This window comes from Rufibacter latericius (assembly GCF_003721515.1).
Lineage (GTDB): Bacteria > Bacteroidota > Bacteroidia > Cytophagales > Hymenobacteraceae > Nibribacter > Nibribacter latericius.
Genome location: NZ_RJJD01000008.1, coordinates 181,322 through 207,145, shown reverse-complemented (window position 1 = coordinate 207,145; position 25,824 = coordinate 181,322). Strand labels below are relative to the sequence as shown.

Genomic DNA, 25,824 nt, shown 5'->3' with positions numbered 1-25,824 from the left:
GCTTTTTTTATTAAACTAAAATTATGAAACCTTTCTTCTCAATTGTTATTCCTACTTATAATAGAGCATCTATAATAAGTAAAACTATCAAAAGTGTATTGTCACAATCTTTTACTAATTTTGAAGTTTTAATTATTGATGATGGAAGTACGGATAATACAGAGGAAGTTGTTGCTGGGTTTTCTGATCAAAGAATAGTTTATTTTAAAAAAAATAATGCAGAAAGAGGTGCTGCGAGAAATTTTGGAGTAAATCGTGCATTAGGGGAATATATTTTTTTTCTTGATTCAGATGATATTTTATTTAATAATCATTTGGAAAACGCATTTTTGAATATTTCAAACTATAATAATCCAGGTTTCTTTTATTCTAGATATGCATTAATTGATGAGGCGGGAAAGATAATTGGACATGGACCTTTCATAGAAGAAAATGTGCAAAATTTACTGCTTAAAGAAAACCCTTTTGCTTGTATGGTCTTTTTGAGAAGTGATGTTGCTAAACTTAATCCTTTCAAGGAAGATAGAGCTTTGCAGTTGCTTGAAGATTGGCTTCTTTGGTTACAACTATGCGTGCGGTTAGAGATTAATTTCACAAATGAAATTACATGTGCAATTGTTGTTCACAATGGACGAAGTATGGTTACTTCCAGTGCTGAACATATTTTAAAGGCCAAGGAAATTATGTTGGACTATCTTTATAAAGACAGTGTGTTTAGTTCAAAGTTCGGCTTCGGAATTAAACGTATTGATGCTAATCTAACTTCATTGGCAGGACTTCAAGCAAGTATTGTTGGTAAAAGAACACTTGCTATCAAGTTGTTGTTTAGGGCAATTAAATTGTGGCCGGTGAATGCTGTATGTCGCAGACATTTAGCAATAGTAAAGCATAGTGTGTTCCTTAAAGCAAAGCAAGTGTGAAAAAGATTAAGATTTTCTTGGGAGGTTATATTAATAGTACTAATGCTCAAAATTTGAGTTGCCTTACTTTAGCTGAATACATTGATAAAAATAGGTTTGAAGTTTATGCATTAGAAATTTATAATGGAAACTTAAAGCGAAATAAAATTATTGGGGTTAAGACATTCTTTTGTTTTAGTCCTTTTAGATTATCCGGGCTTCTTGGCTACTTTTGGGGAATAAGTAAGTGCGATGTTGCCTTTTTGCCTAGAGGTAATATGTTTCAATATAATAAAATGCTTTTAAGGCTGCTAAATAAAAAGAGCTTTAAAACAATTGAGAATGTATTAGATGATGAAGTATTGCCCAGTGTTATAGCTGTTTATGGATCATTGGATGCTATGAAAGAAGGTTATTCAATGTGCGACAGGCTCTACTCAATCACTCATTTTATGAAAGAAGTGAATTTTAATCGCTTTGGAATTATTAGTGAAAATAAAATTTTACGCCTAGCAACAGATACTTTAAAGTTTAGTAATCCTAAGAAACAAGTATCTAGTCTTAAACAAGTTGTTTTCATAGGGAATGATATGATCCGAAAAGGGATTTTTGATTTATTTTCGCTTGCTCAAAAATTCCCTATTCTTACTTTCAATATAGTAGGTTCTGGATTAGGAAGAGTCAACGTTGAAAGTGAGATTGCTGCTCGTGAATTGAAAAATGTGAAATATTTCAAAGTTTTGGATCATAAGGAATTGATTGATCTTTTATCAAAATGCGAGCTACATATATTGCCTTCGAAGTCTGAAGGCTTTCCTAAAGTTATTCTTGAAACAGCTGCTGCTGGAGTACCTTCTTTATTGTATTCTGATTATGGTGCCTTAGAGTGGATTAAAAACTGGGAAACAGGTATTGTTGTTGATTCTTTGAATGAAATGGTAGACGCAATTCAAACTCTTATAAATGTACCTGGTGTCATAACTAGGTTGTCTGAGGGTGCTATTAGTTTAAGTAGTGAATTTGATATCCATAAAGTAGTGAAAGATTACGAAGAGGTTATTGTAGATCTGCATAATAGTTAATTCAGTGGGAAATTTGCCATTAGTGTCGATAATTATTCCTAATTATAACAGAGCTAAACTTATAGGACAAACATTAACTTCTATCATTAGTCAATCATATTCTAATTGGGAAGCTATTGTTGTTGATGATGGTTCAAACGATGGCTCTGCTCTAGTTGTAGAGGAATGGTCTTTGTCTGATTCTAGAATAAAGCTTTATAAAAGAACTAATTATCCGAAAGGAGCACCATCATGTAGAAATTTAGGATTAAAGCATGCTTTGGGCAAATATATTATTTTTCTCGATTCTGATGATTTGTTAGCTCCATGGTGCCTCGAATCCAGAGTTAATTACATGCATCAGAATCCTGATATTGATTTTGCTGTTTTTCAAGTATTGCTCTTTAAACAAGTGCCTGGTGATCTTAATCTTCTTTGGAACAAATTTAATGAAGTCCAAGACCTTTTTAGATTCTTACGCACTGATGTACCATGGCAAACAACATCTCCTATCTGGGAGGCTAAAAGTCTTTTGAAGGTAGGAGAGTGGGATACTGCAGCTTTAAGCTGGCAAGATTGGGAATTTCATATCAGAGCTTTGCTATTAAATCTAAACTATACAAAAGTGGCAAACTTGCCCGATGCGTTTATTAGAAGAGATGGAGAGGCGCGTATTAGTTCTGGTAATTTTACTCCTGAAAGAACTATTGCATTGAAAATGCTATTTGAAAAAATTGACGATTATATTATTACTTTTACTAATGATAACTTCCTTAGAAAAGTATTGTCAAGCAATTTTTTGGTTTATGCTGAGAATATAATAGTTTATAAAATTTCAATTGACTACATAGATTTCATCAAACCTTTAAATCAAAGGAAGATAGTTTCTTCTTTCGATTTCAATATAATTATTTTTTATTTAAAGGTTTTGCATTTTTTTAATTCCAAGGGTCTTAGAAAATTTTCAGGTGCTTGGTATAAATTTTCTAGGCTTTATCTCCCCAAATACGCTATAAAAGATGCTAGCACTTTTTCTAATACAAGTATTTCTGAATCAGAAATGAACAAATTGCAAAAGTGTTTGTCAAAATACAATGGTTAATTTGTTCATTATCTGACAAATCATAATAGTTTGAAAGTTATTCAATTACTCTATAGTGGATTAGGCGGTCATGGGAGTGTATTTTTCTCTTTAATGAATGGCCTTAAGCGTTTCTCGTTTTCTCATTTTGCTATTTTTTATGGTGTAGAGGAATTAAAGGTAGAGTATAAAGCTAAATGCTTGGAAGGAGGAATTCCCTATAAATATATATCCAAAAAAGAAGGACTGGATATCACATCATGGAAATCTGTATTTAATACACTTGTTAGAGAAGAACCCTCTGTTGTGATATTGCATAGTCTAAACCTCATAGTAGTTGCACTGATAGCACGCTTTTTTTGCTCATACAAACTTATTGCGGTTGAACACACTTCAAATAGCATAAAAAACAAGTCTGAGTGGTTATGGTCTTTATTTGCAATGTTGTTTGCAGATAACGTGGTAGTACTGACTGCCACTTATGAGGAGGAACTTAAATCTAGATTAGGGATAGTTTTCAAATACAAGAAGACTAAAGTAATTAATAACGGGATAGATACTGATCTTTATTCACCTTTAGTGAAAGCTAAACAAATGGATGAGCCTTTTGTGCTTACCATGCAAGCTAGATTTACTTCCAGCTCAAAAGATTTTGAGACTATTATTCAAGCAGTTGCTGAGCTAGTAAAAGATAAAAATGTAGAAAATAATTTCAAGGTAGTTTTAGCAGGCTCTGGTGAAACATTAGCTGCTATGAAAAGTTTGGTTAATGAATTAGAGATTCAAGACTATATTACTTTTCCAGGAATGTTAGGGGAAGAGGAGCTAGTGAAATTGTTGCAAAATACAGATATATACTTACATTCATCGCTTGCTGAAGCTATGAGCACAGCTGTTATGCAGGCATTATCTGTGGGTTTACCTGTTATAGCTACAGATATACCTGGCATCAACAATATGGTGATGGATAACCAAAATGGCTTACTGTTCTCTCCTAGAAATGTAACCAAGCTTAAAGAATTGCTTATTTTTCTATTGAGCAATCCTTCTGAAAGAATACGTTTAGGCAATAATGCACGGGCTTATGCTCAAAAATATCTATCTCAAACTCTTATGGCAGATAGCTATAAACATTTATTTTAGATTTAAATATGAAAGTTCTTCACGTCCAAAAAGTTGGAGGTATTGCTGGTTCTGAAAATTACTTGTTAGAAGCTTTACCAGCTTTAGTTACTAAAGGGTTACAAATTGAATTTTTGTGTCTTTATAACTCTGGTAATGAAGATAAAAATGTCGGTTTTATAAATAAACTGAAAGCAGCTAATATAAAAGTTCATACCCAACTTGTTGGAAAATATCCTTCATTTTCTGTACTAAAAAAGATCAAAGCATTAATTCAAGAGAATAGTTATGATATTATTCACACTCATCTTGTACATGCTGATTTCTTCTTGGCATTAGTGAAAATGGTATATAAGCTAAAGTTTAAACATATTTCAACCAAACATGGGTATGAAGAGAAGTTTAATAATGATTATGGGTTCGAGGCTTCCAAAATCAGTAAGTTTAACTTGTATTATCAGCTCTGCATGTTTGCAGAGAAATATATTGATCGCTCATATGCTATTTCAAATGGATTAAAGGAGTTTTTTATTAATACTAAAATAGCGGAAGCTGATAAGATTGATTTAATTCATTATGGTTTTGATTTTTCAAATGCTTCTTTAGATCCTAATAAGGAGAAATATAGGTTTGGTGACCCTCAATTAGTTATTGTTGGTAGATTGGTTAAGTTTAAGGGACACCGATTTTTATTGAAAGCTTTACCTGATGTTCTCAAAGTTTTTCCTTCTTTGAAGTTGATTATTGTAGGTGGTGGGAGCCTTGATTCAGAACTTAAAGAATATACGGTTTCGCATAATCTTAGCAATCATGTTATATTTACTGGTTATAAACCTAATATACATGATTATATGTTAAATTCTGATGTTGTATTAGTTCCATCTATATCAGAAGGATTTGGTGTGGTATTTTTAGAAGCTTTCAATAATAGAAAGCCTGTGATAGCTTTTGATGTACCCGCGGCCAATGAAATCATTGAAAATAATATTTCAGGTATTTTGGTGCCTCCTTATGATACTTCCAAACTGAGCGATGCAATAGTTTCTCTATTATCATCTAAAAGCAAGATGGATACTATTAGTGCTAATGCATATCAAAGGTTAGGTTCTTATTTTAATTTAGATAGAATGATAGATGAGACTTTATTATTTTATAAAAAAGTTCTTACAATTTAATTCGGTTCTACTGTTAAAATTTATTAAAAAATTGTAATTTATAGCTTAGCTTTGCCTTTAATTTTAAATAAAGTTTTCATTAAATAATGAACAAAATTCAAATTTCTGTTTCTGTTAACACTAAAGTTGTAGTAAAAATCTTAGGAATAATTATAGCAAGTATAATTATTTTGGGGGTTCTAGCACTTTGTATTAGAACTTTTACCAATTATAAAAGTGCTTTAGGTTTTGTTCCTTTATTTGATATGGATAAAGAAAATTCTATTCCAACATACTTTTCATCGCTCAATTTGTTGATTTCATCATTTCTTCTATTTTCAATTTTTCTGCATAAAGATGCTTTAAAAGATAAGTATAGGAGACATTGGCTTTTCCTTTCCCTAATATTCTTTTTCCTATCAATAGATGAAACGGCTAGTATACATGAATACTATTCTGTTTTAATTAAAAATTTGATGAATTTTTCTGGACCAGGTAATTACTCATTTGCTGTTTTGGGGGGTATATGTGTCCTGATTTTCCTTTATTTTTTCAGTACATTTATTTTGTCGCTACCAGCTAAAACAAGAAGTAAATTTGTTTTAGCTGGTAGTTTATTTGTCTCAGGAGCTTTGGGTAGTGAGGCGATTGGAGGATATATTATAGTTGGTGACCTTTCTAACAGTTTAAATTCTTTATTTTATGGGGTGTTCGTTATAATTGAAGAGTCTTTAGAAATGGTGGGAGTTCTATTCTTTATTAGGGCAATCCTTTTGTATATTAAAGAAAGCCTTATTCAAGAGACTAGTACTGTTTTCGAGGGAGATTCAATTGAAGTTTCTTCAACTAAAGAAAGACTTTTAGGTATTCTTTGATAATACTTTATCTTTCTTTGATTATTGCAATTTTTTGAAAGGTTTAAAAATAGCTTTCGATAATACATTCCTTAATCCGTTAATTATTTTCCTTTTAAATTTAAAATGTACTTTTGCTACATATTTGAAATACGATTTTGATAATTTTTGTCTGAGTAATCAGTAACATTTCTATCATTAGAAGATATAAGGCCTGCTTTTCGCAGCAGTATGCGTTTCAAACGCATACTGCTGCGAAAAGCAGGCCTTATATTACAAACTTGCTGTACTGTAAGTGGGGCCTTTGATTTTGTGAATACTTTTAGAGTTGCTTCGTCTTTGGATCCTAGCTTTTGCTTCTAGCTTTTACTTTACCTTGCTTAGTAACTACAGGAATTTTTCTGTTCTCAAACTGACAAATATAGATTAAAGCTAGATAGAAAGGAATGCAAGGGATTTTATATCTAGCTAACGTTCCAAAGTTATAAGTTGAAAATCCAACTGCGAATGCAAATGATAAGGAGAATATAGCTAGAAATAATGTTAATGAATTATTGTTTATAAAAATAAGTAGTTTCCTTATCCCAACTTTTAAAATGGTTCTTATGGTTATTAGCATTAAGAATAGGCTTTCTAATGCACTCAAAAGCATAACCGGATTCTTCGCTTCCCATAGATATGGTCTAAATAAAGTAACATTAATTGCTAATGGAAGTTTTTTTAACAAACCAGTGAGTGATAAATCAAAGTCATCCCCCAAACTATAAGATGAACCCGACTCTCCAGATGAATATTTGATCCATTCAGCTGTTGTTTGTGCGGTTGACTCTAGATTTTCTAATGCATATCTCTTGTCATTTTCTGCTACTTTACCCATAAGCAATAAGGCTACAGGTAAAATGACTATGATCAATAGTGGTCTTATAGAAGATTTAAGTGCGCTCCTTTTCCCTTTATCTAAGCCAGAAGTAAATATCCAAATGGCTGCACCCGGGATAAAGCATAATAATATATAAATCTTTATGGAGATAATTAGCCAGCTGCATATTATAGCTATAAGTGCTGAACTTATTATTCTTGTTTTTTTTATAAATATATTATAGATGCAAAGCATTAGGTATCCTAAAGCGCCTATAGTTAATGAGTCTTTTAGAATACCTGACCCCCAAAAGAACAAGGATGGGAAGAACAAACATGCAATTGCCATATTTTTGTAAAGCAATGGATACATTTTAACAAAGGTGGTATACAATGCCCAAATACCTATAAAACTGAGTGCGCCATACACTACTGCAATTGCAAAGTATGAGTGATTGTTAAATATACCTATCAATCCTGTTAGTCTTACTATTAAGAAACTACCTTCGTCTTTTACCCTAAAGAAGTAGTTGTTTGAAAAATATTTTGTTAAATTGTAGTCTGTTTCTTGTAAATCTATAGTTAAAAGTTTAATAGCTATATAAGGCTCATTCCAGAAAGTACTTGATATTACCCGGCTATAGTGTAAGTATCTTAATGTGTCACCATACCTATAATAGTAAAAATAAATTAAACCTACTGCTATGCTTCCTATAATTTTTAATGTTAATGCAGGTATGAAATATTTTTTAGTAAATCTGTTTGTAACTTTTGGCCTAATCTGATAAGCAAATATGTAAATGATAATCAGATAAATTGGGGTGAAAAATAAGTCTTTTAATTCCATTTTAATTGATGTGTACCTTTATTTCACCTTCCTATTCTTTCTCAAATAAGCCTTAGCTTCTTTCTCCGCATCAGATTTCGAATCTGCTAGCTTCATCACAACCTCGTAGTATTGCTTCGCCTGTCGCACGTTTTTTTCTTTGTCACTGATCCTAGCTAAGTTCACAAAGGAAGAGATATAATAGCCAGATTCCTGTTCGTTAATCTGTTCTGCAAATCTAATACATTGCTGGTAGTATCCTTTGGCTTTGGCGTAATCTCTGTTCCGGTATTGGCTGATATAGGCCAAATAAAAACTGGCGTAGCGACCGCTGATGGCTTCGTAGCCGAAGATTTTGCGATTTATCTTGTCCAGGATTTGGGTGGAAAGCTGCTCTGCCACGGTAAAGTTCCCTTCGGTGAAAGCCATGCGGGCATAGAAGCGCTGGAAATAAGGGTTGTCTGGGTAAGTGCTAGCCAAGTATTGCGCCAGGGACATAGCCGAGGCTCCGTTTTTAGCATCGTTTGCGTAAATCTTCATCAACCAGTACTTGGCCTCAGTGCCGGTGTAGAATCCATTGAAAGCGACTTGCTGGAGTTGCTTCAACCCTAAATTCTTATTGCCTTTGGGGAAGAAGTAAAGCACCGGGCGTAGGAGCGGATAATTCTCGTGGATCCAGATAGAGTAGTAGTTGAAGAGCGCTTCACCAAAAAGAAACTCGTCACTCAGGCCATTGGCTTTTTTGCTTTTTTGGAGGTAATCCAAGGCACGGTTGCTGGTGATGGCTGCTTTTCGCCAGTTTTTCCGCTCAGCGTGCAGCCGGGCACTAAAGCCATTGGCGGCCGAAAGGAAGAAGGCAGCTTCAAGGTTATTTTTGTCTTTGTCATAAAGATCCTCGGCCAGGGTAATGGTGGTGTCCATGTAGGCGAGGAAGTAATTGTCAAATCGTGTGTCGGTAATGTTGGAGGGCACCATCTTCCACCATTGGCTCAGACCGATGAGAAAATACGGCATTGGGTGTTTGGGATACCGGCGGCGCAAGGATTTGAACTGCTTCTCAGCGGTTTCAAACTTGAAATTGTACATGTTATCTACCGCGCCTCCCAACTCATTCATGATGCTCTCGTTGAGTAAGAGCCAGCCTTTGATGTTCAGGGCCTGAGGCAAAACATCCACGGAGTCCAGAATAATGCTCGCCTGCAGAGAATCCAGCAATTTCTGGTCTATTTGTTTGGTGGTGTCAATCACCTGGGCCCTGGCTTGGATAAAGCTGAAGAGAAGAAGAAATAAGAAAAGGGTCTTTTTCATCAAATTATTAAACTTCCTAAAACGCGACAAGCTCATCAGGGGCGTGCGGCTTAAGAGGGGATATAGCCCTCCCACAACATGCACCGGCTTCTGCAGGGTTCAATTTACGTAGTAATACTAAGGCTGTTCTGGGTTTGTTTTTACAAAAATAAGTCAAAAATACCCTATGCCCTTGCATGATCTTCTTTATTATGCGTGAAAAGATCAAAGGCAAGGTTCTTAAGGTAGCTTTCACGGTCCACGTATCAGCGCCAAAGAGTTCCAGAAGGCGGGCCCAAGTGCTTTCTTCTGCTTTTGTTACGTAAACCCGAATTTTAATTTGCTCCAGCGTCGCTTGAAAGAAATCTGCTACTTTTGAAAAAACGCACAACTATGGAATTATTGCGCCAACTCTGCCAAATACACGCGCCCTCCGGGAATGAAGTAAAAATGAAGGAGTTCCTGCTGAAGTATGTACAGGACAACCAAGCCCAGTGGAAGGTGCAACCCCAGATCATCCACGGAAAAGGATTTCAGGATTGCCTTCTGCTGGTGTTCGGGAAACCGCGCACCGTCATTTTTGCCCACATGGACTCCATTGGGTTTATGGTGCGGTACGGCAGTCAACTTATCAAGATCGGGGGACCAGAGTTGATGACGGGCTATGAATTGGTAGGGGAAGACAGTAAAGGCAAGATTTCCTGTACGTTGGTGGTAGATGAAGAGGAAAGAGAGTTGCACTATGACTTTGAGCGGGAAATAGAGCGGGGTACAGAGCTGGTTTTTAAGCCTGATTTTCGGGAAACAGAGGAAAACGTGCAGTGCTGCTACTTGGACAATCGGCTTGGGGTATGGAACGCTTTGCAGGTGGCCGAGGATCTTGAAGACGGAATCATCGCATTCGGGTGCTGGGAGGAGACCGGCGGCGGGTCGGTGGGCTACCTGGCCAAATACATCCATGAGACCTACGGCGTCACCCAGGCTCTGGTCTCTGACATTACCTGGGTTACGGAAGGGGTTCATGCCGGCCAAGGTGTGGCGATCTCACTGCGTGACTCCCTTATCCCCAGAAGAAGCTTTGTGCAGAAGATTATCCGGTTGGCAAAGGAGGCCAACATCCCGTTCCAGGTAGAGGTGGAGAGCGCCGGCGGCTCCGACGGCAAGGAACTCCACTACGGGAATATCCCCTGGGATTGGTGCTTCATCGGGGCACCCGAAGACAATGTGCATTCCCCGGATGAGATCGTGCATAAGGATGACATTTACGCCATGGTAAGTCTGTATAAGGTGCTGATGCAGAAACTTTAAAAGAGGCTGCATAGAGTATAAGGTATATTTGTTTTTTAGGCGAGAAAGATTAGCTTGCAGAGAGCTTCTGTGCTCAGAATCCAAACTAACCAACAAAGCCTTACTTTATGCAGACAATTCTCTACGCAATACCTGCCTTCGGGCTGGTTGCCTTGTTGTACACTGCCATTAAATCGGCGTGGGTTACCAAACAAGATGCCGGCGATGAAAAGATGAGCACCATTGCCCGCTACATTGCCGAAGGCGCCATGGCGTTCCTGAAGGCAGAGTATAAAGTGCTCACGTATTTTGCCGTCATCGCTTCCCTTTTCCTTCTCTATCTGGGGTACGCCGGAGAGAAATCTTCTCCCATTATTGTTCTGGCTTTTTTGATCGGGGCTTTGTTCTCGGCTTTGGCCGGATTCATTGGCATGCGCATTGCCACCAAAGCCAACGTGCGTACGGCTCAAGCAGCCAAAACCAGTTTATCTAAAGCCTTGGATGTGTCCTTTGGCGGTGGATCGGTGATGGGCATGGGCGTAGCTGGTTTAGCTGTGCTGGGCCTGGGTTCGCTCTTTATCGCCTTCTACTATTGGTTTGTGCAACGCGCCGGAGCCTCGGCCAGTAGTGACGAAATGGAAAGGGCGCTGGAAGTTTTGACCGGTTTCTCCTTAGGAGCCGAGAGTATTGCCTTGTTTGCCCGGGTAGGCGGCGGTATCTACACCAAAGCTGCCGACGTAGGCGCTGACCTGGTAGGGAAAGTAGAGGCTGGTATTCCGGAGGATGACCCACGTAACCCCGCCACCATCGCCGATAACGTGGGGGATAACGTTGGGGATGTGGCCGGAATGGGCGCTGACTTGTTCGGTTCTTACGTGGCCACTATCCTGGCTACCATGGTGCTGGGTCGGGAAATCACCGTTACAGATAACTTCGGGGGCTTGTCGCCCATCATTCTGCCTATGCTTATTGCAGGCCTTGGCATCATCTTCTCCATGATCGGGACGCTGTTTGTGCGCGTGAAAGAAGGTGGAAACGTACAAGCCGCTCTAAACATGGGCAACTGGTCTTCGGTAGCGTTAACGGCCATTGCCTCCTACTTCGTGATTGATTGGCTGATGCCTGAAACCTTGAACCTTCGGGGCTATGAGTTCACCTCTATGGGTATTTTCTACGCCGTCATCATCGGTTTGATCGTGGGAACACTTATCTCCATCATCACCGAGTACTACACCGCCATGGGCAAACGGCCGGTAGACACCATTGTGCAGCAATCCTCCACCGGGGCCGCCACCAACATCATTGCAGGTCTGAGCGTGGGCATGATGAGCACGGCCCTGCCGATCATTGTACTGGCAGCCGGGATCGTATTTTCTTATTCTGTAGCCGGATTGTACGGTGTGGCCATTGCCGCCGCCGGAATGATGGCTACAACCGCCATGCAGCTCGCCATTGACGCCTTCGGACCGATTGCTGATAACGCCGGCGGTATCGCTGAAATGAGCGAATTACCAAAAGAAGTCCGCCAGCGCACCGATATCCTGGATGCTGTGGGCAATACCACCGCTGCCACCGGAAAAGGATTTGCCATTGCCTCGGCGGCGTTGACCTCGTTGGCTTTATTTGCTGCCTTCGTGGGGATATCCGGCATCAGTACCATTGACTTGTACAAAGCACCGGTACTGGCTGGTTTGTTTATTGGCGGCATGATCCCATTCATTTTCTCGGCTTTGGCTATCAGTGCCGTAGGTCGGGCGGCCATGGCCATGGTGCAGGAAGTGCGCCGTCAGTTCCGCGAGATCCCGGGAATTATGGAAGGCACCGGCAAACCGGAGTATGACAAATGCGTGGCCATCTCCACCAAAGCGGCCATTAGGGAAATGATGTTGCCGGGAGCCATTGCCTTGATTGTGCCTATTGTCATCGGTTTCGGGTTGAAAGGTGCCTTTGAGGAAGTGTCCAGTGCGGAGATTCTGGGCGGTGTGCTGGCCGGCGTGACTGTATCGGGTGTTTTGATGGCCCTTTTCCAATCCAATGCTGGAGGTGCTTGGGACAACGCCAAGAAGTCCTTTGAGAAAGGTGTCATGATCAACGGCGTGATGGAATACAAGGGCTCAGATGCGCATAAAGCCTCGGTGACCGGCGATACGGTGGGTGATCCATTTAAAGACACCTCGGGCCCGTCCATGAACATTCTTATCAAGCTGATGTCCATTGTGTCCCTGGTGATTGCCCCGCACATTGCCGTGCACGAAACGCCTCCTGCGGCACCAGAGACCAGGCCTAACCTGGAAGGCCGCCTGCACACAGATGAAAAACCAAATCTGGCTTCCACCGCGCAGTTTCAGCAGTAGGTTCTGGCTTAAGACTGTTGTTGTGACCTGATATCAAGAGAGCTTCTCCGTCGCCCTTTTCAACAGAAAAGGGCGACTTGCTTTTAATTTAGGGCAGTTTTGCGCAAATTTGGAGCTTCTTATTTTCAAGCCAGATGCACCACCCAACGGTAAAAATCCTAGACAAGCAGTTCAGTATCTACCTTCCAGAGCGGAAAATCCTTCATAGCGTGGAGATTGTGGCTGCCCGACTAAGCCATGATTACCGTGGGAAAAAGCCGCTGTTTTTGTCGGTGCTCAACGGGGCGTTCATGTTTGCCTCTGACCTGATGAAGGAGCTGACCATTGAGTGCGAGATCTCGTTTGTGAAGCTTTCTTCCTATGAAGACATGCAAAGCACCGGCACGGTCAAGGAGATCATCGGGCTGAAGGAAGAGATCAAGGGCCGGCACGTGGTGATAGTGGAAGACATTGTGGACACGGGCCACACCATCGCCAACCTCTTAAAGCAATTGCAGGGAAAGGAACCGGCCTCGGTGGAAGTGGCCACGCTGCTCCTGAAACCCGAAAGCCTGCAGCACGAACTGAATATCAAATATCCGGCCATGTCCATCGCCAATGACTTTGTGGTGGGGTACGGGCTGGACTACAACGGCCTGGGCCGAAACCTGCGGGATATCTACAAGGTCATGTAGGGCGAGCGCCGTTTAAGGCTTATTTTCTGAAAATCAGCTTAGAAACAGGGGAGACCTGCGGCAGCGGTCAGCCGAATAGCTGTCATTTCCAAGATTTTATTCTTACTTTTGTTTTCTCACAATTTCCATACCCATGCTGAACATCGTACTCTTCGGTCCTCCAGGGGCAGGCAAAGGCACGCAGAGCCAGAAATTAATTGAAAAATACGGGCTTATCCACCTTTCTACGGGTGATTTGCTGCGCTCAGAGATTTCTCGGGGAACCGAACTTGGCTTGAAGGCGAAAGGCCTGATGGACGCTGGTTTGCTGGTGCCTGATGAAGTGGTGATTGGCATGATTGAGTCCAAGATCGCTGATAACCGCAGCGCCGCCGGGTTCATCTTTGACGGTTTTCCGCGCACCGTTCCGCAGGCCGAGGCCCTGGACGTGCTGCTCAGCAAATACGATCAAGGTATCAGCTGCATGATTGCCTTGCAGGTATCTGAAGAGGAACTGGTGAAACGCCTGTTGCTCCGCGGACAGACCTCGGGTCGCCCTGATGACGCTGACGAGACGCTCATCCAGAAGCGTGTGCAGGAATACAACACCAAAACGGCACAGGTGGCCAACTACTATGCCCAGCAGAACAAATTCTACGCCGTAGACGGCATTGGGGAGATTGACGAAATCTTCGCGAAGAACTGCGAGATCATCGGGGCTTGCCAGTTGGCCCTTAACAACAAGTAAAAGATACCCGTCCCGTCAGGCAAAGGAACGATTCATAGCCCTCCTTCTGTTCTGATTAGACGTACATTTTGATACATTACGTTGGAAGCATTCCCCGCAAAGGAATGCTTCCTTGTTAACATAGCGTTTACTTTACCAATACAACAGTGTCATCATCCAACTTTATTGACTACGTCAAGATTTGCTGCCGCTCGGGGCACGGCGGAGGCGGTTCGGCCCACTTGCACCGCGACAAGAAAACGGCCCACGGCGGGCCAGACGGCGGTGACGGAGGCCGGGGAGGGCACATCATCCTGAAAGGCAACTCCCAACTCTGGACGCTCCTGCACTTGCAGTACCAGAAACACGTAATCGCCGAGAACGGCGGATACGGCGGTCCCAGTCACTCCAGCGGCGCTTACGGGAAAGACATCATTCTGGAAGTTCCCATCGGGACCATTGCGCGGGACTCGGAGACCGGCGATATCAAAGCCGAGATCACCGAGGACGGCCAGATGGAGATCATCACGCCCGGCGGCCGCGGCGGACTGGGTAACGCCCACTTCAAATCGCCCACAAACCAGACGCCGCTGTACGCGCAGCCCGGCGAGCCCGGTTTGGAAGAGTGGACCATCCTGGAACTGAAACTTCTCGCCGATGTGGGTCTGGTAGGTTTCCCCAACGCCGGTAAATCCACGCTGCTGTCTGTAGTATCGGCGGCTAAGCCGAAGATTGCCAATTACCCGTTCACCACGTTGGTGCCTAACCTGGGCGTAGTGGCCTATCGCGATTACAAATCCTTCGTGATGGCCGATATCCCGGGGATCATTGAAGGCGCCTCGGAAGGGAAGGGGCTGGGCATCCGGTTCCTGAAGCACATCGAGCGCAACTCCATCCTGCTGTTCATGATCTCGGTGGAAAGCCCTGACATAGCCGAGGAATACGAGATCCTGGTGAATGAGCTGAGGACCTATAACCCCGAGCTGCTGCACAAACAGCGCCTCTTGGCCATCACCAAGGCAGATATGATTGACGATGAACTGGAAGCCGAGATGCGGGAAACACTTCCCAAAGACCTGCCCACCGTGTTCATCTCCAGCATGACCAACAAGAACATCATGCAACTGAAAGACATGATCTGGAAAGAGCTGAACAACGCGTAAACCTAATCGCCTAACCTATTTAGGGGCCGTTTTTGTAAAAGAAGGGCCAAAACAGGAAGCGCCTTTCTGCTGCCAAGTAGCTTTGAAAGCCTGGTTATGGCTGCCATTGCTGCGGCATGGAAAGATGCGTTTTACACCCGAAAATGCCAGAATGACATAAAAACAGGTTTGGCAAAATAGTTGCCTCTAGTCAGGCACCCAGAAAAGAAGAATAAACATCTGAAAGGATAAAGAACACATATGAGTACAGCAGCTGAACAAAATCCTCAGGAACAAGAGAATATCCAGCCTGAAAACACCGAGGCAACCGAGTCTACCGCAACCGAGCAGGCAGAACAGCCCAACGGCGAGGCTCCCGCTACCGAAGGCGGCGCTTCAGAAACCGATGAGCTGCGCGACAAATACCTGCGCCTGCACGCCGAGTTTGACAACTTCAGACGCCGCACCTCCAAGGAGCGGTTAGAGCTGTTCAAGACGGCCAACCAGGAACTGATGGTAGCCTTGATCCCGGTTTTGGATGACCTGGAGCGTGCCCAGACGGCCATGAAAGATGCGCAGGACGTAAACGCCGTGCGCGAAGGCGTGGAGCTGGTGTTCAGCAAGTTCCAGAACCTGTTGCAGCAGAAAGGCCTGAAAGCCATGGACGCCGTAGGCCAGCCGTTTGACGCCGATGTGCACGAAGCCATCACGCAGATTCCGGCCCCATCGGAAGAAATGAAGGGGAAAGTGATTGACCAAGTAGAGAAAGGATATTACCTCAATGACAAAGTGGTTCGCTTTGCCAAGGTGGTAATTGGAGCATAAGAAGCCATGGCAACCAAAAGAGATTATTACGAAATACTGGGCGTAGCCAAAGGGGCATCACAGGAGGAGATCAAGAAAGCGTACCGCAAGATCGCGATCAAATTTCACCCCGATAAAAACCCCGATGACCCTACTGCCGAGGATAAATTCAAAGAAGCAGCGGAAGCCTACGAGGTTCTGAGCGATGAGCAGAAACGCCAGCGTTACGACCAGTTCGGGCACCAGGGCGTGAACGGCGGAGGCGGCTTCGGCGGCGGTGGCATGAACATGGAAGACATCTTCTCCCAGTTCGGCGACATCTTCGGCGGTGGTGGAGGCGGCGGTTTCGAAAGCTTCTTCGGAGGCGGCGGACAGCGCGGCGGCAAACGCGTGCGCAAAGGCAGCAACCTGCGCATCAAACTTAAACTTGATCTAGAGGAAGTAGCCAAAGGCGTTGAGAAGAAAATCAAGGTAAAGCGCTACGATGCCTGTAATGTCTGCGACGGAAACGGTTCCAAGAACGGTACATCCCTGAATACCTGCGGAACTTGCCAAGGCCAGGGCCAGGTGAAACGCGTGGTGAACACCATGCTGGGTCAGATGGTATCTGCTAGTACTTGCCCTACCTGTAATGGCGAAGGCAAAACTGTGAGCCAAAAATGCGATGCCTGCCACGGTGAAGGCCGTCAGCTCCGCGAAGAGGTGATCTCCATCAACGTGCCTGCTGGCGTAGCCGATGGCATGCAACTGTCCATGGGCGGCAAAGGAAACGTGCCGGAGCGCGGCGGTATCCCCGGCGACCTGTTAATTCAGATCGAAGAAGAACCGCACCCAACCCTCCGCCGTGACGGAAATAACGTCATGTTTGAGCAGTACGTGAGTTTCGTGGATGCTACTTTGGGCGCCAGCGTGGAGGTTCCAACCATTGAGGGCAAGGTGAAGATCAAAATCGATCCAGGAACCCAGTCCGGCAAGATCCTGCGCCTGCGCGGCAAAGGTATCCCGGACATCAACGGCTACGGCAGAGGTGACCAACTCATCCATATCAACGTCTGGACACCTAAGAACGTGAACCCAGAGGAACGCCAAATCCTAGAGCGCCTGCGCGAGTCCCAGAACTTTGTACCTAATCCCGGCAAGAACGAAAAAGGCTTCTTCGAGAAAATGAAGGAGTACTTTCAATAAGATGAGTTCTGCGTCTTGAGTCCAGAGTTCTGAGTCAGGAAATATAAACATCGCCCGCTTTCTTCATTGAAGGCGGGCGATGTTGTTTTAGGACTGGTTTTTTAAAAACAGGATCTAAACCCGATAAGTGCTCACTTGCAAACTGAAATGCTTTGACTTAGCTTTAGCCTGACGAACTAACCGCTATTCCCTTGCAACCCATTCTCCAGATACAGGGCGTGAGCAAGCGCTATGAAGCGCATCAGGCCTTGAGCAAGGTTTCGTTTGAAGTACCCAAAGGCAGTATTTTTGGGCTGTTGGGACCAAACGGAGCCGGCAAAACCTCGCTTATCCGCATCATCACGCAAATTACCGCCCCAGACGAAGGACACGTTTTGTTTGAAGGTCAGCCGCTGCAACCCAAACACGTGCAGCAGATTGGGTATTTACCTGAGGAACGAGGCCTTTACAAGAAGATGAAAGTGGGGGAGCAGTTGGTGTATCTGGCCCGGCTCAGAGGTTTGGAGAAGTCGGACGCTACCCAGCGCATCAAGGTTTGGGCCGAGCGGCTGGACCTGAAACCCTGGCTTAACAAGAACGTGGAGGACCTTTCCAAAGGCATGCAGCAGAAAGTGCAGTTCATTGCCACGGTGCTGCATGAGCCCAAACTGCTTATCCTGGACGAGCCTTTCTCAGGCTTTGATCCGGTGAACGCCAACATTATCAGAGATGAAATCCTGAAACTGCGGGACCAGGGTTGTACCATTATTTTCTCTACGCACCGCATGGAATCCGTGGAGCAGATGTGTGACTACATTGTTATGATCAACCGCTCACAGAAAGTGATGGAAGGAAGCGTGAAGGAGGTGAAGTCACGGTACCGCAGCCACACCTACCACGTGGAAGGCATCGGGAAACTGATGATCATGTCGCCGGACTTCAAAGTGCTCACTCAAGCCCAAAACGGAAACGATTTCAAAGCCGAGGTGCAGTTAGAGCCGCAGGTGGGCCCTAATCAATTGCTGCGTTACCTGACCGAAAGGGTGGAGGTGCACGGCTTCCAGGAGAAGGTGCCCAGCATCAATGACATTTTCATTCAAACTGTAACCCAAGAAGCGCATGGATAAGATTTGGTTAGTGTTTCAGCGCGAATACTTGGTGCGCGTCCGTAAAAAAAGCTTCATTGTAATGACCATTTTGGGGCCGCTGTTGATGGCCTTGGTCATGATCGTGCCTATTTGGCTCGCGACCATGTCTGATGATACCAAGGTGGTGCAGGTGCTGGACGAAAGCGGCTACCTGAAAGGGAAACTTACTTCTACTGAGGAGCTGAAGTTTGTAACAGTACCAGGACCAGTTGAACAGGCAAAACAAGTGTACCTGACGTCAGAGGACGCTGCTTTGCTGTACATTCCTAAAATAAACCTTGAAAACCCGCAGGGCATTCAGCTGTTTTCCCAGAAGAGCACCAGTTTGGCCATGAAGAGCTCGCTTGAAAAGCAGGTGCGGCAAGAGTTAGAGGAAGTAAAGTTTGTTAACTCCGGCATTGATCAACAGGTGCTGGACAAAATCAAAGCCCCGGTGAGCATCCGGACGGTGAATCTGAGTGTCGAAGGAGAAAAGAGTAGTGATGTGGGCGTAACCACGGGTGTTGGCTTTATCGGGGCGTTTTTGGTATACCTGTTCATTTTTATCTACGGGGCCCAAATCATGCGCGGCGTCATTGAAGAGAAAACGAGCCGAATTTTGGAAGTGATGGTTTCCTCCGTGAAGCCGTTCCAACTCATGGCTGGTAAAATCTTGGGTATCGCAGCGGTGGGGTTAACTCAGTTTATCCTTTGGATTATCCTGACCTCAGCGGTCTCTACTGGCGTGGCCTCCACTTTTGACATGAAGCGCTTTTCCGATGAACAGATTGGGCAGACCGTACAGGGCATGGAAAAGGAGCGAGATGTGCAGCAGGCGCAGGAAATCAATGAGCTGTTCAGTGCCACCCAGAACCTGAACTACCCCTTGCTCCTCGGGAGCTTTCTCTTTTACTTCTTAGGAGGATACCTGCTCTACGGCGCTTTGTTCGGGGCCGTGGGGGCCGCTGTAGACTCTGAGACCGATAGCCAGCAGTTCATGCTACCCATCACGGTCCCGCTGATTTTATCCTTCATCGTGGCCCAAACCATCATCATCAAGAACCCCAACGGACCAGTTGCCTTCTGGATGTCTATGATTCCGTTCACCTCGCCTGTGGTCATGATGCTGCGCATGCCGTTTGGGGTGCCTACCTGGGAGTTGCTGCTGTCTATGTTCTTCTTGATCGCAGGATTCATCGGGACCATTTGGGTCGCTGCCCGTATCTACCGGGTAGGAATCCTGATGTATGGAAAGAAGGTAAACTACCGTGAGCTGTCTAAATGGCTGTTCTACAAAGGCTAGTAAAAAGTCGCTAGATATGGGTAGCTAGATATTAGACAAACTATTAAAATAAAGCAATCTCCAATATCTAGAGTGTAACATACATTTCCAGCCCGTTTTCCGGAAAACTGCCCTGAAACATGAAAAAGATACCGCTGCTGCTGTTGTCAATTCTGTTCCTTACCTCTTTCACCATGGATAAACCTGCGTATCGTTTGTTTCAGGGCAGTGGCAAGTCGCTGAAGTACGAGAAAATGCTGAAAGAACTGGCTTCCGCCGATGTCGTGTTTTTTGGCGAGCAGCACAATGATCCCATCGCGCACTGGCTTCAGTTAGAACTCACCAAAGACTTATTCCGGCTGCACGGAAAGCAATTGCTGCTTGGTGCCGAGATGTGGGAAACCGATACCCAAGCGGCACTGGATTCATTCCTGTTGGGGCAACTGGAAGAGCAGAAGTTCATAGAGGCAAGCCGCGCCTGGCCCAACTACAACACCGACTACAAACCAACCCTAAACTTCGCGAAGGCAAACGGTATAAAGGTCATTGCCACCAATGCACCCCGCCGCACGGCCAGAATTGTAGCCCGGGAAAGTTTAAAGGGGTTAAATGCTTTGCCTGGTGAAGAAAAGCAGTGGCTCGCTGTGCTACCTATTACCGTTGACCTGGAACTGCCTGCCTACAAACGCATGCTCAGCATGTTCGGGGATTCACACGGCACCTCGGCGGCTTCCGCCCAGATTGTAGAGGCGCAGGCCTTGAAGGACGCGACCATGGCGCACTTCATCAGCAAAAACCTGCAACGAGGGCAGCGCATGTTTCACCTCAACGGTGCTTATCATTCAGACCATCACGAAGGCATTATCTGGTACCTTCACCGGCTTCGTCCAGAGTTGAAAGTCCTGACCATTTCTACCGTGCTTCAGGCGCAGCTGGAAGATCTGGAAAAAGACCATCTGAAGCGCGCGGATTTCGTCCTGGCAGTTCCTGAAAGCATGACTAAAACGTATTAAGGTGCTGACTTTTAAATGAGCTGATGTTCTAATTTTTTGTTTTAAGGCTGTTTTATTAAGAATGGCCTTAAAACGGAATATCAGTGAAACAGCAGAAATGAGTTGATTTGCTTATCCTGTTTTTAACCCGATTTTCAAAAAACGGGCATAAAAAAAGACCTGCCAATTAGCAGGTCTTTTGAGAAGAGTAAGCAGGGAATGTTATGCTGAGAAAGAGCTTCCGCAACCGCAGGTACTTTTGGCTTGTGGGTTGTTGAAGACGAATCCGCGGGCGTTGAGACCGTCCTGGAAATCTACTTCCATTCCCATCACATACATTCCGTGTTTTTTATCCATGATCAGCTGAACACCGTCCAGTTCATAGATCTCGTCGGCGTCTTTGGCCTTGTCGAAACCCAGCAGGTAAGACATGCCTGAGCAGCCGCCGCCTTGTACACCAATCCGTAGACCGTATTCTTCCGGCACGTTTTTATCTTTCATGATCACTTTCACCTCGTGCAGGGCACGCTCGGTAAGTGAAATAGGGGCTTTTTTTACAGTTGTGCTTTCCATAGTAGTGGCTTATGCGCCGTAAAGTTACTAAAAACTAGACTGTTTCTACACTGAGGCGCTATACAATAAGAAACCAAAAAACCAGGAAAATGATTCAGCGGCAACCTGTTCAAATTTTTCCCGATATTTACCTTGCGAACAAACGCTTCTAAAAGCCTTACCTCCTGTTTTACGCAAGTAGAAAGGCCGCGGCTATTCATCCTTTATCTATGACCACAGACACTTCTTCTATAGTTCTTTTAGTTTTACTGAGTTCTATTCCAGCCCTAATCATCGGGGGAGCCATGTATTTGCTTACCCAGAAGTACCTGGAGCGTGACTACCGGAAAAAGGTGCTGGACATCAGGCTGAAGAACAGCGAGACTATTTTGCCCATCAGGCTGCAGGCCTATGAGCGGATTATTCTTTTTCTGGAACGCATCACGCCCAGCAATCTATTGATAAGGGTAAGTCCATCTGGGTTAACGGCTTCAGATTTTCAGACGCAGTTGCTGCAGGAAATCCGGGCGGAGTACACCCACAACCTTTCGCAGCAATTATACATGAGCGAGGCGGCCTGGCAGCAGGTGAAAAAAGCCAAAGAAGACGTGGTTTCCATGATCAACCAGAATTACCAGAGCCTGCAGGACAAAAGCCGTGGCACCGAATTAGCCAAACGCGTTTTGGAGAATGTGCTGCATAGTGAGGTGGACCCTACCGTACAGTCTATCCAGTTTTTGAAACGAGAGTTGCACGAAATCTTCTAACCCGGCTTCAGCATTTTCAGGCTGTACATCAGGGGAAGTTTGTCTTCCATCCCTTTGATCCGCCAGAAGCCGTCTGGGCTCTGTACGGTTTTAGAGAAGCAGTTGTAGTAAGAGTAAGGCAGTTCCTGGAACCTGGTAAGCTGAAGTTTCTGGTTCAACAGCGAGGTAATGACTTCGCTCAGGGCATGGTTCCAGGAGTACTCAGTGTAGTGAATAGGCGCATCCGGATCTGCGTAGGTACCCGACGATTCCTCCACAATGGGGCCGCCAGTGTTGAAGTAAGGGTACTGAACCTGGGTGAAATCATTGTCAAACATCCAGACGGCAGGGTGGAATTCAGCCATGAAAAAGGTGCCGCCTGGTTTGAGGAAGTGCGCCACCACCTGGGCCCATTTCCCCAGATCGGGGAGCCAGCCGATGACGCCGTATGAAGTGAAGACAATGTCAAACTGGCCTTCCAGGTGCTGGGGCAGATCGTAGACGTTGCAGCACACAAACTCCGCATCTAACCCCAGTTCCTCGTTCAGTTGCCGTGCCAGCTCAATGGCCTCATCAGATAAATCCATTCCTGTTGCTTTAGCCCCCAACCGCGCCCAGGAAAGCGTATCTTGCCCGAAATGGCATTGCAGATGAAGCAGCTTTTTGCCCCGCACATCGCCCAATGCCTCCAGTTCCAACGGATTCAGACTGCTTTTCCCCTTTCTGAACGCTTCAATATCATAGAACGTGGAGTCTTTGTGTACCCCGGTACGCAGGTTCCAGGCTTGTCGGTTGAGTTCAAAGTAATCTACAGAGGTGTCCATGGCGTTTTAGGCTTGTTTCTATGAAAGTAGGCAAAAAAAGGGAAAGAAGGTAGAGGCAAGCTTCTGTAGGCTATAGAGTTAGGGTTCTGAAAACCCGCTTCTGAGAGGCTGATTTCCGAGTGTTTTCTAGAAAGGGAAAGATAACTGCCCGCCTTGATGCTTGCCGTAGTTTAGGTTAGAGACGGTGATGCCCAGCAGCCTGACGGGTTTGGTGGGAAAAAAGGGCGTGCGAAGCAACTCGGTGGCGATGTCCAGCAACACTTCCTCGGCCCGCACTGATGAAAAGAAGGTTTTGCTGCGGGTGTTGTTGGTGAAATCGTGGTACTTGAGCTTGAGGGTGACGGTCTTGCCCGAGGCTTCCAGCCGGTGCAGGTCATAGGCGACTTCCTCGGCCAGGCGTTGCAACTCGGGCAGCATTTCCTCCTCAGTTTCCAGGTCCTGCATGAACGTGCGTTCAGAACCAATGCTTTTCCGGATGCGGTTCGGTTCTACGGGGCGTTCGTCCTGAGCGCGCGCGATCTGGTAAAAGTAGGAGCCCGATTTCCCGAAGTGCCGCCGCAAATCCATCTCAGAACGGTTTTTCAGGTCGGCGCCGCTATGGATGCCCAATTGCTTCATCTTGGTGGCGGTAACGTCTCCGATGCCGTAGAATTTCTCAATGGGCAAGGCTTCCACAAAGGCCTCGGCTTCGTCGGGCAAAACCACGGTGAGGCCATCAGGTTTGTTTTTCCCGGAGGCCACCTTTGCCAGAAACTTATTGAACGACACCCCCGCCGACGCCGTCAGCCGCGTTTCCTGATAGATCTCGTATTTGATGCGCTGCGCGATGAACATCGCCGATTTCAGGCCCTGTTTGTTTTCGGTGACATCCAGATAGGCCTCGTCTAGGGAAAGGGGTTCCACGAGATCGGTGTAGCGCAGGAAAATCTCCCTGATCTGCCTTGAAACCTGCTGATACACCTCAAAACGCGTGGGCACCATGATGAGGTGCGGGCATTTACGAAGGGCCACCTGCGAAGGCATCGCCGAGAAAACCCCGTATTGCCGTGCCTCATAGCTAGCCGCCGCCACCACACCCCGCGCTTTGGAACCACCCACCGCCACCGGTTTTCCGCGCAGCGCCGGATTGTCGCGCTGTTCCACCGAAGCAAAGAACGCGTCCATATCTATGTGGATGATCTTGCGCAAACGTTTATCTGGCTAGGTGAGGGAGTAAGGTGAAACGGAGGTTTTAACCTGCAGGAAAGAAGCGAAATGATCCTGGGTAAAATTATTTCGCCCTGATTTACAAGCGGAAAACGACTGCAGATTTTTGTTTGTAAAATGATTGGTGAACTTGCAGCGTTAGTCTACGTACTGCGAAGTTAGTCTATGAAACCAAGATGGGCTAGTTTTGCCCGTAGGTTCTTTCTATTTACCTTTAAAACCAAACACCCTTAACCTCTTCCACTATGAAAATCAAATCTTTACTGTCTCTACTCGTTTGCGGCGCGGCTAGCCAATTCATGATTGGTTGTTCTTCCAGCCAGTATTTTGACTTCAGCACTCCCGCTACCACTTATCATAAAGCCGCACCTGCTCCGGTTGTGGCGCCAACTGCGGCTCCTGCCGCCGTTGAATCAGAGGCAGTAGTTGCCCAGGCTCAGCCTGAAGCCGTTGTTGCACCTATTGAAGCGGCCAAAGCCAAAGAAGCACCTGTCATGGAGGCCAATGCGGCCAAGCCGGTAGCCTCCAGAGAAGTGGCCCGCACGGCTCCTATGACCTCCGCGGCTGTAGCTTCTGCTTTGGAAGCCAATCCGCACGTGAAAGAACTGGCCAATGAGCTGGCCTCCGCCAAAAGCAAGAAAGACGTGAAAACGGCTACCAAAAAGATCATGCGCGAAGCCAAATCGGTGAAAAAGGCCAATGCCATCAATCAGTACATCAAAATCGGTCTGATTCTGTTGGTGGTAGGTGCTTTGCTGAGCTTGATCCCGGGTCTGGGCTTGGTAGGTGCCATCGCGGCCATCGTAGGTCTGGTCTTCATCCTGCTTGGTTTGCTGGAAATGTAGATCGCCAACAGGCAATACCTTTATAAACAAAACCGGCACTGTCTTCCAAGGCAGTGCCGGTTTTGTTTTAGGCCTGTTTTGATGAAAACAGCCTTTAAACAAGTGCTTAATCATCGTTTCGATGCAGGTAATACAAAAGGTAACCCGCCAGAGTAATTGCTACCCTGATAACCCACCCTAAAGGTCTTCCCCAGTTATCCACCCACAAAAGCAGGAAGTGGTTCGCTCCAAAAGAGGCCACCAGCAGGGAGACCAAACCAACCAGGAAGATGAGTAATCCTAAGAATTTCATAGGCGGCAAAAGTTAGAGGAGCGATTGAACAAGGAATATAGGCAAGATGCAGGTCTTCCTTTATTTCCATATATACCTAAGCCAGAAATTTGAAGTATGATCAGCTATAAAAAGAGAGGTACCGTTTAGAGGCCATTTTGGTGAAAACAGCCTCTAAACGGTACCTTTAAAAACAAACAAGCTCGTTTGCCTGAAACCTTAGTTATCGTATCCCTGCGGAACTCCGCCGGTACCCGCCTGTGCCGGAATGCCTAGTTTACGCTCGCGTTGTTGTTGGTACTGCTGGAACTGCGTCACAGAAAGAACGCTTTTCAACGACTCCAGACGAGTGGCACTGATCAGATCCATAGTGGCTTTAAGCTGGCGCGGATCGTTTTTGTGGTCTTTCTTGGCCTGCTCCAATTGCTGGATGCTGGTCAGGTTAATGGTTTTCACCCGGTTAGCCTGAGCCGCATTGAGTTTCAGGTGCTTCGTCATGGTGGTGGTCATGGACTGTGCACGGGCCTCAGGCGTAACGGCCGGGTTTTGAGCCTGGCTAGCAAGGGTAGTAAAAGCAAAAGCCAGCAAAAAGATAATCCTCTTCATATTCATTTAAGTGTTAATGCATCAGGAAATGGGGACTCCCACATCGGTTCTCAGACGCCGAAAGCAGATAGTTTTGATCCGGTTACTCAGGGGCAAAGAT

At 45.2% G+C, this 25,824-nt stretch carries 25 protein-coding genes; 18 read left to right on the top strand and 7 right to left on the bottom strand.

What is annotated here, in order from left to right; genetic code table 11:
- Positions 1 to 23 precede the first annotated feature (23 nt).
- The 6 genes from EFB08_RS12930 (at position 24) to EFB08_RS12905 (ending at position 6,192) form a co-directional block, all read left to right on the top strand.
- Positions 24 to 920: a glycosyltransferase gene (locus EFB08_RS12930; RefSeq protein WP_123127382.1), complete on the top strand. Its 897-nt coding sequence runs from the start codon at positions 24 to 26 to the stop codon at positions 918 to 920.
- Positions 917 to 1,981 (top strand): glycosyltransferase family 4 protein, encoded by a 1,065-nt coding sequence (locus EFB08_RS12925; RefSeq protein WP_123127381.1) that lies wholly within the window; start codon positions 917 to 919, stop codon positions 1,979 to 1,981. The genes EFB08_RS12930 and EFB08_RS12925 overlap by 4 nt, the downstream gene beginning before the upstream one ends.
- Before the next feature lie 22 nt (positions 1,982 to 2,003).
- Positions 2,004 to 3,062, top strand: a complete 1,059-nt coding sequence (locus tag EFB08_RS12920) for a glycosyltransferase family 2 protein (protein WP_165864887.1) — start codon at positions 2,004 to 2,006, stop codon at positions 3,060 to 3,062.
- A gap of 30 nt (positions 3,063 to 3,092) precedes the next feature.
- Positions 3,093 to 4,184, top strand: coding sequence for a glycosyltransferase family 4 protein (locus EFB08_RS12915; protein ID WP_125077736.1), 1,092 nt, complete (start codon positions 3,093 to 3,095; stop codon positions 4,182 to 4,184).
- A gap of 8 nt (positions 4,185 to 4,192) precedes the next feature.
- Positions 4,193 to 5,338, top strand: coding sequence for a glycosyltransferase family 4 protein (locus tag EFB08_RS12910; protein ID WP_123127378.1), 1,146 nt, complete (start codon positions 4,193 to 4,195; stop codon positions 5,336 to 5,338).
- A gap of 86 nt (positions 5,339 to 5,424) precedes the next feature.
- Positions 5,425 to 6,192 carry a hypothetical protein gene (locus EFB08_RS12905; RefSeq protein ID WP_123127377.1) on the top strand — a complete coding sequence of 256 codons (768 nt, stop codon included), beginning with the start codon at positions 5,425 to 5,427 and terminating at the stop codon, positions 6,190 to 6,192.
- A gap of 325 nt (positions 6,193 to 6,517) precedes the next feature.
- Here EFB08_RS12905 and EFB08_RS12900 read toward each other — a convergent pair whose 3' ends face one another.
- Entirely contained in the window at positions 6,518 to 7,876 is a 1,359-nt protein-coding gene (locus EFB08_RS12900) for a hypothetical protein (RefSeq protein ID WP_123127376.1), read from the bottom strand.
- A gap of 18 nt (positions 7,877 to 7,894) precedes the next feature.
- Positions 7,895 to 9,163 (bottom strand): tetratricopeptide repeat protein, encoded by a 1,269-nt coding sequence (locus tag EFB08_RS12895; protein WP_123127375.1) that lies wholly within the window; start codon positions 9,161 to 9,163, stop codon positions 7,895 to 7,897.
- Positions 9,164 to 9,535: 372 nt separating this feature from the next.
- On the opposite strand from EFB08_RS12895, the gene EFB08_RS12885 reads away from it, so the two are divergent.
- The 10 genes from EFB08_RS12885 (at position 9,536) to EFB08_RS12840 (ending at position 20,695) form a co-directional block, all read left to right on the top strand.
- Entirely contained in the window at positions 9,536 to 10,450 is a 915-nt protein-coding gene (locus EFB08_RS12885) for a zinc-binding metallopeptidase family protein (RefSeq protein ID WP_123127373.1), read from the top strand.
- Between the two features lie 107 nt (positions 10,451 to 10,557).
- Complete coding sequence (locus EFB08_RS12880; protein ID WP_123127372.1) at positions 10,558 to 12,783, top strand: sodium-translocating pyrophosphatase; 2,226 nt, start codon at positions 10,558 to 10,560, stop codon at positions 12,781 to 12,783.
- A gap of 134 nt (positions 12,784 to 12,917) precedes the next feature.
- Complete coding sequence (gene hpt, locus EFB08_RS12875) at positions 12,918 to 13,457, top strand: hypoxanthine phosphoribosyltransferase (RefSeq protein WP_123127371.1); 540 nt, start codon at positions 12,918 to 12,920, stop codon at positions 13,455 to 13,457.
- Positions 13,458 to 13,590: 133 nt separating this feature from the next.
- Positions 13,591 to 14,184, top strand: a complete 594-nt coding sequence (locus EFB08_RS12870) for an adenylate kinase (protein ID WP_123127370.1) — start codon at positions 13,591 to 13,593, stop codon at positions 14,182 to 14,184.
- Positions 14,185 to 14,330: 146 nt separating this feature from the next.
- Positions 14,331 to 15,326 (top strand): GTPase ObgE, encoded by a 996-nt coding sequence (gene obgE, locus EFB08_RS12865; RefSeq protein ID WP_123127369.1) that lies wholly within the window; start codon positions 14,331 to 14,333, stop codon positions 15,324 to 15,326.
- Between the two features lie 240 nt (positions 15,327 to 15,566).
- Entirely contained in the window at positions 15,567 to 16,130 is a 564-nt protein-coding gene (locus tag EFB08_RS12860; protein WP_123127368.1) for a nucleotide exchange factor GrpE, read from the top strand.
- A 6-nt stretch (positions 16,131 to 16,136) separates the two neighbouring features.
- Positions 16,137 to 17,294 (top strand): molecular chaperone DnaJ, encoded by a 1,158-nt coding sequence (dnaJ, locus tag EFB08_RS12855; protein ID WP_123127367.1) that lies wholly within the window; start codon positions 16,137 to 16,139, stop codon positions 17,292 to 17,294.
- Between the two features lie 191 nt (positions 17,295 to 17,485).
- Positions 17,486 to 18,400: an ABC transporter ATP-binding protein gene (locus tag EFB08_RS12850; protein ID WP_123127366.1), complete on the top strand. Its 915-nt coding sequence runs from the start codon at positions 17,486 to 17,488 to the stop codon at positions 18,398 to 18,400.
- A complete protein-coding gene (locus EFB08_RS12845) occupies positions 18,393 to 19,703 on the top strand; it encodes an ABC transporter permease (RefSeq protein ID WP_123127365.1) in 1,311 nt (436 codons plus the stop codon). The genes EFB08_RS12850 and EFB08_RS12845 overlap by 8 nt, the downstream gene beginning before the upstream one ends.
- A gap of 119 nt (positions 19,704 to 19,822) precedes the next feature.
- Positions 19,823 to 20,695 (top strand): ChaN family lipoprotein, encoded by an 873-nt coding sequence (locus EFB08_RS12840; protein ID WP_123127364.1) that lies wholly within the window; start codon positions 19,823 to 19,825, stop codon positions 20,693 to 20,695.
- Positions 20,696 to 20,896: 201 nt separating this feature from the next.
- On the opposite strand, the gene EFB08_RS12835 is transcribed toward EFB08_RS12840, so the two are convergent.
- Entirely contained in the window at positions 20,897 to 21,247 is a 351-nt protein-coding gene (locus tag EFB08_RS12835) for a HesB/IscA family protein (RefSeq protein ID WP_123127363.1), read from the bottom strand.
- 209 nt (positions 21,248 to 21,456) lie between these two features.
- On the opposite strand from EFB08_RS12835, the gene EFB08_RS12830 reads away from it, so the two are divergent.
- A complete protein-coding gene (locus tag EFB08_RS12830; protein ID WP_123127362.1) occupies positions 21,457 to 21,993 on the top strand; it encodes a DUF7935 family protein in 537 nt (178 codons plus the stop codon).
- Here the strand turns inward: EFB08_RS12830 and EFB08_RS12825 are convergent.
- Together EFB08_RS12825 and dinB are read right to left on the bottom strand one after the other, a co-directional pair.
- A complete protein-coding gene (locus EFB08_RS12825; protein ID WP_123127361.1) occupies positions 21,990 to 22,796 on the bottom strand; it encodes a class I SAM-dependent methyltransferase in 807 nt (268 codons plus the stop codon). The two genes, EFB08_RS12830 and EFB08_RS12825, sit on opposite strands and share 4 nt — an antisense overlap.
- Before the next feature lie 126 nt (positions 22,797 to 22,922).
- Positions 22,923 to 23,984: a DNA polymerase IV gene (dinB, locus tag EFB08_RS12820; protein ID WP_123127360.1), complete on the bottom strand. Its 1,062-nt coding sequence runs from the start codon at positions 23,982 to 23,984 to the stop codon at positions 22,923 to 22,925.
- A gap of 263 nt (positions 23,985 to 24,247) precedes the next feature.
- On the opposite strand from dinB, the gene EFB08_RS12815 reads away from it, so the two are divergent.
- On the top strand, positions 24,248 to 24,847 hold the full coding sequence (locus EFB08_RS12815) for a hypothetical protein (protein WP_123127359.1): 600 nt from the start codon (positions 24,248 to 24,250) through the stop codon (positions 24,845 to 24,847).
- 106 nt (positions 24,848 to 24,953) lie between these two features.
- On the opposite strand, the gene EFB08_RS12810 is transcribed toward EFB08_RS12815, so the two are convergent.
- Complete coding sequence (locus EFB08_RS12810; protein ID WP_123127358.1) at positions 24,954 to 25,139, bottom strand: hypothetical protein; 186 nt, start codon at positions 25,137 to 25,139, stop codon at positions 24,954 to 24,956.
- Positions 25,140 to 25,337: 198 nt separating this feature from the next.
- The gene (locus tag EFB08_RS12805) at positions 25,338 to 25,724 is read right to left on the bottom strand and encodes a hypothetical protein (RefSeq protein WP_123127357.1); all 387 of its coding nucleotides are present in this window, start codon (positions 25,722 to 25,724) and stop codon (positions 25,338 to 25,340) included.
- Positions 25,725 to 25,824: the final 100 nt, after the last annotated feature.